The sequence below is a fragment of the Sphingobacterium sp. NPDC055431 genome, from assembly GCF_053644255.1.
This window is the reverse complement of the sequence record NZ_JBSHLH010000031.1, coordinates 21132-27536: the sequence shown is the minus strand read 5'-3', so window position 1 is coordinate 27536 and position 6405 is coordinate 21132. Positions and strand designations below refer to the sequence as shown.

At 36.4% G+C, this 6405-nt stretch carries 9 protein-coding genes; 8 read left to right on the top strand and 1 reads right to left on the bottom strand.

Annotated elements, in window-relative coordinates; translation table 11 throughout:
* Positions 1-30: 30 nt before the first annotated feature.
* The 8 genes from ACWIB3_RS18105 to ACWIB3_RS18070 are packed head-to-tail and all read left to right on the top strand — an operon-like array spanning position 31 to position 5634.
* A complete protein-coding gene (locus ACWIB3_RS18105) occupies positions 31-693 on the top strand; it encodes a MarR family winged helix-turn-helix transcriptional regulator (RefSeq protein WP_185216961.1) in 663 nt (220 codons plus the stop codon).
* Complete coding sequence (locus tag ACWIB3_RS18100; protein ID WP_185216959.1) at positions 690-2162, top strand: phytoene desaturase family protein; 1473 nt, start codon at positions 690-692, stop codon at positions 2160-2162. Before ACWIB3_RS18105 ends, ACWIB3_RS18100 begins: the two co-directional genes overlap by 4 nt.
* A 4-nt stretch (positions 2163-2166) precedes the next feature.
* Positions 2167-3003 carry a phytoene/squalene synthase family protein gene (locus tag ACWIB3_RS18095; RefSeq protein WP_093095702.1) on the top strand — a complete coding sequence of 279 codons (837 nt, stop codon included), beginning with the start codon at positions 2167-2169 and terminating at the stop codon, positions 3001-3003.
* Entirely contained in the window at positions 3000-3458 is a 459-nt protein-coding gene (locus tag ACWIB3_RS18090) for a hypothetical protein (RefSeq protein ID WP_454292319.1), read from the top strand. Before ACWIB3_RS18095 ends, ACWIB3_RS18090 begins: the two co-directional genes overlap by 4 nt.
* A 3-nt stretch (positions 3459-3461) precedes the next feature.
* Positions 3462-3929, top strand: coding sequence for an SRPBCC family protein (locus ACWIB3_RS18085; RefSeq protein WP_454292318.1), 468 nt, complete (start codon positions 3462-3464; stop codon positions 3927-3929).
* 1 nt (position 3930) lies between these two features.
* Positions 3931-4389, top strand: coding sequence for a sterol desaturase family protein (locus ACWIB3_RS18080; RefSeq protein WP_185211797.1), 459 nt, complete (start codon positions 3931-3933; stop codon positions 4387-4389).
* Complete coding sequence (locus ACWIB3_RS18075; protein ID WP_093095708.1) at positions 4386-5087, top strand: lycopene cyclase domain-containing protein; 702 nt, start codon at positions 4386-4388, stop codon at positions 5085-5087. The genes ACWIB3_RS18080 and ACWIB3_RS18075 overlap by 4 nt, the downstream gene beginning before the upstream one ends.
* Positions 5068-5634: a lipocalin family protein gene (locus ACWIB3_RS18070; RefSeq protein WP_236736443.1), complete on the top strand. Its 567-nt coding sequence runs from the start codon at positions 5068-5070 to the stop codon at positions 5632-5634. Before ACWIB3_RS18075 ends, ACWIB3_RS18070 begins: the two co-directional genes overlap by 20 nt.
* 198 nt (positions 5635-5832) lie before the next feature.
* On the opposite strand, the gene ACWIB3_RS18065 is transcribed toward ACWIB3_RS18070, so the two are convergent.
* Positions 5833-6384 (bottom strand): biliverdin-producing heme oxygenase, encoded by a 552-nt coding sequence (locus ACWIB3_RS18065; protein WP_454292317.1) that lies wholly within the window; start codon positions 6382-6384, stop codon positions 5833-5835.
* Positions 6385-6405: the final 21 nt, after the last annotated feature.

Below are 6405 nucleotides of genomic sequence, written 5' to 3'. Positions count from 1 at the left end.
AAATTAGTATAATTGTATAACAAAACAAACATGAAGTACGATATTTTAAAAAGTGTTATCGATCTAGTTGAAGAATTTGAGATAGAAAATTCGTTAGAAAACATATATCCTGATGATATCGAAGGTTTTAAAAGATGGATAAACGTCAAATATAACAGCCAGGAGATGGAGACCGAGCCTTATTGGGAAGGAAAAGAAAGTGGGCGCAGTGCAGAAAGTGTAATTAGTACCTTAATTGTCCATATGAACAGATATGCTAAAAGTTATTCCAAATCAGCCATATACGGTTCTGATTTCTCTTCGCAGGAAGACTTTATTTACCTGATTAACCTAAAGGCATTTGGTGAAATGACCAAAATGGATTTGATAAAAAAGAACGTTCACGAGAAACCTGCTGGAATGCAAATTATCAATCGTCTGATTTCTCAAGGTTGGGTCAATCAAACTGATTCTGAAATTGACAAAAGAAGTAAAGTTTTAAAAATCAGCTTCAAAGGATTGAATGTTTTAGAAAACCAAATGGACAGAATCAGGAAAGCGACCGAAATAGTTACAGGAGACTTAAACCATCCCGAAAAAATGGAGCTGATCAAATTGCTCAATAAACTCAATAAGTTCCATCAACGGATATATTACAAGAATATTGAAACAGAATATTTATTGAATGAAGCTTTAAAGGATAAAAGGCGATGAAGAAGAAAATAGCCATTATAGGGTCAGGATTCTCGGGACTATCTGCAAGTGCCTACCTGGCAAAGGCAGGTAATGATGTTCACGTGTTTGAAAAACATGATCGGCCGGGAGGTAGAGCGCGGCAGTTTTCAACCGATGATGGATATGTTTTCGATATGGGTCCCAGCTGGTACTGGATGCCGGATATTATGGATAGTTTTTTTGCTGATTTCGGTTGTCAAACTTCTGATTTCTTTGAGTTGATATCGTTAAACCCACAGTTTGAAGTGGTTTTTTCAGAAGGAAAAATTAGTATTCCCGAATGTCTGGAAGAGCTTAAAGTCCTGTTTGAAGGAATCGAAAAAGGAGCTGGAATGCAAGTGGATAAATTCATGCAAGCGGCAAAGTTTAAGTATGAAGTAGGAATGCAGGATTTTATTAATAAACCCTGTCACAATTGGAGTGAATTCCTCTCTCTCAAGATAGTCAAAAGTGCGATTAAATTGGATTTGTTGACGGGTTTCAGGCCTTACGTTGCTAAATATTTTAAAAGTGAAAAGCTAAGGACCTTGATGGAATTTCCCGTAATTTTCCTGGGTGCTTCTCCAAAGGATATCCCTGCATTGTATAGTTTGATGAATTACGGTGGTTATGCTTTGGGGACCTATTATCCGATGGGCGGGTTTTATCAATTGGTTTTGGCGATGAAAAAAGTAGCCGAAAGTCAAGGTGCTAATTTCCATTTCAACAAAACCGTTGAAAGTATAAACACATGTAGCGGAAAGGTTACCTCGTTAACCATAAATGGCAAGATCCATGAATTTGATGCTGTCATTGCTTCTTCGGATTATCATCATACAGAAACCCTATTAAGTAAAGAGAACAGAAATTATTCAGAAGAATTCTGGCAAAACAGAACCTTTGCACCCTCCAGTCTGATTTATTATTTAGGGATCGATCAAAGCATTCCCAACCTCGAACATCATACGCTTTTTTTTGAGAATGATCTTGATGAACATATCGATTCTATATATGAAGAAAAAAAATGGCCACAGAGGCCTCTCTTTTATTCCTGTTGCCCTTCCAAAACAGACAGTACTTTAGCTCCCCCGGGCAAAGAGAACTTATTCCTTCTAATGCCGTTGGCAATCGGGATTGACGATGGAGAAACTACACGTGAACTATATTTGAACAACATGCTTTCAAGGATAGAAAGGCATACAGGGATACAAGATCTACGGTCAAAGATCGAATACAAAAGAAGCTACTGTGTCAGCGATTTTATTTCGGATTATAATGCCTATGGTGGGAATGCCTATGGATTGGCTAATACGCTAGGTCAGACTGCAGTCCTAAAGCCCAAAATAAGAAACAAAAGATTGAAAAATTTATTCTACACAGGTCAATTGACGGTTCCCGGACCTGGGATCCCTCCATCCATAATTTCAGGTAGAATTGTTGCAAACGAAATAATCAAACTAAAAAAATAAAACCATGAAACAGCTGTTTGACGAACTTTCATACTCGGTTAGCAAGATAACAACCCAGAAATATAGCACTAGTTTTTCCTTGGGAATCCTGTCGCTGAAACCCTCAATTCGATCTGCAATATATGCCATATATGGGTACGTGAGATTAGCCGATGAAATCGTGGATAGTTTTCATGGATATGATAAAGAGAAGCTCTTGAGCCGGTTAAAAACAGAAACCTATGTTGCACTTCACGAGGGGATATCCCTTAATCCAATCCTTCAATCCTTTCAAGAAACGGTAAATCTTTTTAAAATAGACATAATACTAATTGAAAAGTTTTTGCATAGTATGGAAATGGATCTGCGGAAAATAGACTACAATTCAGCGCTATATGAAGAATATATTTTTGGTTCCGCGGAAGTAGTCGGGTTGATGTGCCTGCAAGTTTTTACGGATGGCGACGCCGAAAGGTATAAAGAATTGGAACCTTATGCAATGAAATTAGGCTCCGCTTTTCAAAAAGTTAATTTTTTAAGGGATTTGAGGGATGATTATCAGGTTTTGGGAAGGACCTATTTTCCAGATATCGATATGCGCATATTTGATAATTGCGTGAAATGTCGGATTGAAAAGGAAATAGAAGAAGAGTTTAGAATTGCTTTTGTTGGAATTAAGAAACTGCCCAGCTCCGCTAGGTTCGGTGTATATTTAGCTTATAGGTACTATTTGTCATTGTTCCAAAAAATAAAAAGAAGATCCTCCAAAGAGATATTGAATAATAGGATTCGGGTTCCCAATGCCGAAAAGGCATACGTGGCGTTCAAAAGTTATGTACGATATAAAACGGCTTTTTTATGATGAATATAGCTGGTTTGCTCATTAGTTCAGTATTCTTTTTAAGGATTTTTAGTCCAATTGCTGTAGAAGATGTGAGGTCTAATTACAGCAAGTTGGTATCAAACCGGGCATTGTGCGAAAGAATGATTGGAGAATTGATGGAATCTAAAAACAATTCGGCTACTCATCTGGGATATTTAGGTGGATTGCAAACTATTTGGGCCAATCATGTTTTTAGTCCGATTAGCAAACTCAAAACATTCAGAGAAGGAAAGAAAAACATCGAGAAAGCGATCAAAAAAGAACCTGAGAATGTTGAATTGAGGTTTATCAGGCTTTCTGTCCAAAAAAATGCTCCATCCTTTTTAGGGTACAAATCAAACATAAATGAGGATTCCGCTTTTATTAAGGAAAACAGTCTCCAAATTAGGTCGGAGATTCTTCTTAAGATGATAGGGACACTTTTAAAAGATTAATTTATGAGAAATCGGCTATACAGAGAGCAACAATTGAATTGTGACGTCGAAGAAGCCTGGCGTTTTTTCTCTTCTCCCAAGAACCTTTCCAAGATTACGCCTAAAGGTATTGGTTTTACAGTGCTGTCGGAATATGTCGCTGAGGAGATTGCTGAGGGTACGATCATCGATTATATCGTTTCTCCGTTACTTACAATCCCTTTGAAGTGGAGGACAAGAATCACCCATGTTGAACACAATAAATGTTTTATTGATTTACAGGAGAAAGGACCTTATAAGTACTGGAGGCATCTTCATGAATTCTTCCCCAATAAAGATGGGGTCTTGATGAAGGATACGGTAGATTACGAACTGCCTTTCGGCCTGGTAGGACAGATTGCACATTTGCTGTTAGTGAAAAGGAAATTGACGGATATTTTCGATTTCCGGCGCTACACCATAGAAAAACTCTTTAACCCAATTAACAACTGATATGGCTTTTTTAATCGTAATGATCACATTTACATTGATGGAAGGGGCAACCTGGATTATCCACAAATATGTCATGCACGGTTTCCTTTGGTTCCTGCACAGAGACCATCACGACCACAGCAGTGAGGGCGCTTTTGAAAAGAACGACTACTTTTTCGTAATATTTTCCATACCAACGATTGCTTTGATGTATTTCGGGTCGGTAGAAAATTTCAATTACCTGTTCCATATCGGTTTAGGCATTTTGCTGTACGGAATGGCTTATTTTTTTGTGCACGATATTTTTATCCATCAAAGGGTAAAATTTCTGTCCCAGACCCAAAATCCCTATTTTTTGGCACTCCGCAGGGCACACAAGCAACATCACAGGCATATCGGGAAAGAAGACGGGGAATGTTTTGGATTTCTTTTCGTTCCATTCAAATATTTTAAAATGTACTTTAACTCTGGAAAAAAATGATGGCTTATACCTATTCCGCAATATTGTTCTTTACGGTCATCATATGTTTCATTGCCTCATACGATAAACGAATTTATTTTAATCGTCATTTTGGGGAGTTTTTAAAATCTGCAATTATTGTTGCCATTCCTTTCATCGCTTGGGATATATGGTTTACGGCAAAAGGTGTTTGGTGGTTCAATACCGATTATACGCTCGGAATAGTACTGGCTGGGTTACCGATCGAGGAATGGCTTTTTTTTATCTGTATTCCGTTTTCATGTATATTTACCTATTTCTGTTTCGAGAAGTTCTTTAGGTTGGGATGGCTATCTGGGTTTAATAACCTGATTGTTTTTATCAGTGTGGTAATCTGTTCGGTTATGGCATTGTTGCATTATGATAAAATATACACACTTATCACGGCAATCGCTACCCTAACAACCTTAATCTACCTGCATTTTATTGTTCGGGCAGAATGGATTGGAAAAGCATCGCTAGTATTTACGGTTTTGATGTTGGGTTTCCTTCCAGTAAACGGCGTACTGACAGGAACCGGATTGGAATCGCCCATAGTGAACTACAACCCCCGGGACTTTCTTGGGGTACGCATATTAACGATACCAATTGAGGATGCCGTCTATGGATATACGCAATTCCTTTTGGTTCTCTATTTTTTTAAATTATTTAAAAAAAGAAATGATGGTCATAAAAAATAGGATTTTGGTAATCGCATTTTCTGTGGTTCTGTTTACGTTTCTAAATTCGTGTTCATCCATTCCCAAAGGTGCTGAAGCGGTAAAAAACTTTGAAATGGGTCGATACCTGGGAACTTGGTATGAAATTGCCCGGTTTGATTTCAGTTTTGAAAAGGATCTGGACAATGTTTCCGCTCAATACAGCTTGAACGATGATGGCTCTGTTAAGGTATTGAACAGCGGTTACAACTACAAGAAGGGGAAATGGAAAAAAGCCATTGGTTTAGCAAAATTTAGCGATAATATGCATATTGCTGAATTAAAAGTAAGTTTCTTCGGCCCTTTTTATTCGGGATACAACGTCATTGCATTGGACGAAAATTATCGATATGCGCTGGTTGCTGGAAAAAGTTTGAAATATTTATGGATTTTATCAAGGACAAAAGATATACCCGATGGGATTAAAAAAAGCTTTCTAGACAGTGCGCAAAGGATTGGTTATGACACCTCTAAACTGATTTGGGTAAAGCACGATAGGACCGATAACCCATTCCTAAATGAGAAATAAATTTTATAGGGATGGCTATATTTCTGTAGGTCTAAATCTTTTGAACCTTAAGCACTTATTTAAAATTCAATTCAAAATATAAAAATTTACATTTTTTAAAAAAAATGTTTCAATTGCAAAAATTATATAAAAATAATAGTTCTTGTACAAAGATCTAAAGTTTAATCATTTTCATGTAATTAATAGTGACCATGATTTTTAGTTGTTCCTAAATAAGTCTATTAAAAATTTAAACGTTAAATTTGCCCAATAAATAGCTTCAAAGCTATTTGTTATTGGGATAGTGGAATCTAATATTGATTTAAATCGGTCCCAATCTTTTGGGGTAATATCTGATGTTTCGTTAAAATAATGATCGGTTGAAACGAAATCTAATTTGTTAAGGATTTTAGCAATATATGGTTTTCCCAAGGATGATCCTTGGAGAACATAATGTACACATAATGCCTGTTGTTCAGAATGTAGATTGCTGAGGATTTTCATTTCCTTCACCTCAGGTAAATCCAATTTTAAAGCGACAAAGTCATTCTCAATTTGTTTTAAGCCTTGGAAGAATGGATAAGCTTCCGAAAATTGTTGTACATGTGAATTCGTAAAGTGATGTATCTCTTTGTTAAAAACATAGAACTTTTTTAATAGATCCGTGTAATCTTTTTCAGAATTGATATTTCGGATATAATTAATTACCAATGCTTCGGAAATTTGATGCAATTCTTTAGTTTCTTGCTTTAAATAATCGGAAATTTTCATTAAATAAATTTAATAATATAT

Coding starts and splice junctions, on each gene's coding strand:
- ACWIB3_RS18070 (WP_236736443.1), top strand. CDS start 5,068: ATGATGGTCATAAAAAATAGGATTTTGGTAATCGCATTTTCTGTGGTT.
- ACWIB3_RS18080 (WP_185211797.1), top strand. CDS start 3,931: ATGGCTTTTTTAATCGTAATGATCACATTTACATTGATGGAAGGGGCA.
- ACWIB3_RS18075 (WP_093095708.1), top strand. CDS start 4,386: ATGATGGCTTATACCTATTCCGCAATATTGTTCTTTACGGTCATCATA.
- ACWIB3_RS18095 (WP_093095702.1), top strand. CDS start 2,167: ATGAAACAGCTGTTTGACGAACTTTCATACTCGGTTAGCAAGATAACA.
- ACWIB3_RS18065 (WP_454292317.1), bottom strand. CDS start 6,384: ATGAAAATTTCCGATTATTTAAAGCAAGAAACTAAAGAATTGCATCAA.
- ACWIB3_RS18085 (WP_454292318.1), top strand. CDS start 3,462: ATGAGAAATCGGCTATACAGAGAGCAACAATTGAATTGTGACGTCGAA.
- ACWIB3_RS18100 (WP_185216959.1), top strand. CDS start 690: ATGAAGAAGAAAATAGCCATTATAGGGTCAGGATTCTCGGGACTATCT.
- ACWIB3_RS18105 (WP_185216961.1), top strand. CDS start 31: ATGAAGTACGATATTTTAAAAAGTGTTATCGATCTAGTTGAAGAATTT.
- ACWIB3_RS18090 (WP_454292319.1), top strand. CDS start 3,000: ATGATGAATATAGCTGGTTTGCTCATTAGTTCAGTATTCTTTTTAAGG.